Raw genomic sequence first — 423 nt, 5'->3', positions numbered from 1 at the left:
GTGTCCGCGCCCTGCTCCGGATCGCGGATGACGGGGCGGGTGAGCATGCGGAACACGGGCATCCATCTGCGGACGCCCGGGGTGTCGACCCAGCCCGGGTGCATGGCGTGGACGTGGACGCCGTACGGTGCCAGGCGTTTCGCCCATTCCTGGGTGACGACGACCTGAGCGCGTTTGGTGCGGGCGTAGAACCGCTTGGGGGAGTAGCGGTCCGTGCGCGATTCGGGGTCGCCCACCAGGAGGTGTCGGGCGTACTGGCCGCCGGAGGTGACGTTGACGACCCGCGACGGGGCGGCCCGCCGCAGCAGCGGCGTCAGTGCCGCGGTGAGCACCCACGGTGCCAAGACATGGGTGGCGAAGGTCAGTTCGACGCCGTCGTCGGTGAGCGTGCGGTGGTCCGGCATCACTCCCGCGTTGTTCACC

At 70.7% G+C, this 423-nt stretch carries 1 protein-coding gene; it reads right to left on the bottom strand.

Annotated elements, in window-relative coordinates; all coding sequences use genetic code 11:
* The coding region (locus AC1DSF_RS30985) for an SDR family oxidoreductase (RefSeq protein WP_478184140.1) at positions 1-423 on the bottom strand (423 nt) is incomplete at both ends.

Source organism: Variovorax sp. 01N429 (genome assembly GCF_056399425.1).
Note: the sequence above shows the minus strand (reverse complement) of the source record. Positions and strands in the feature narration are given on the sequence as shown.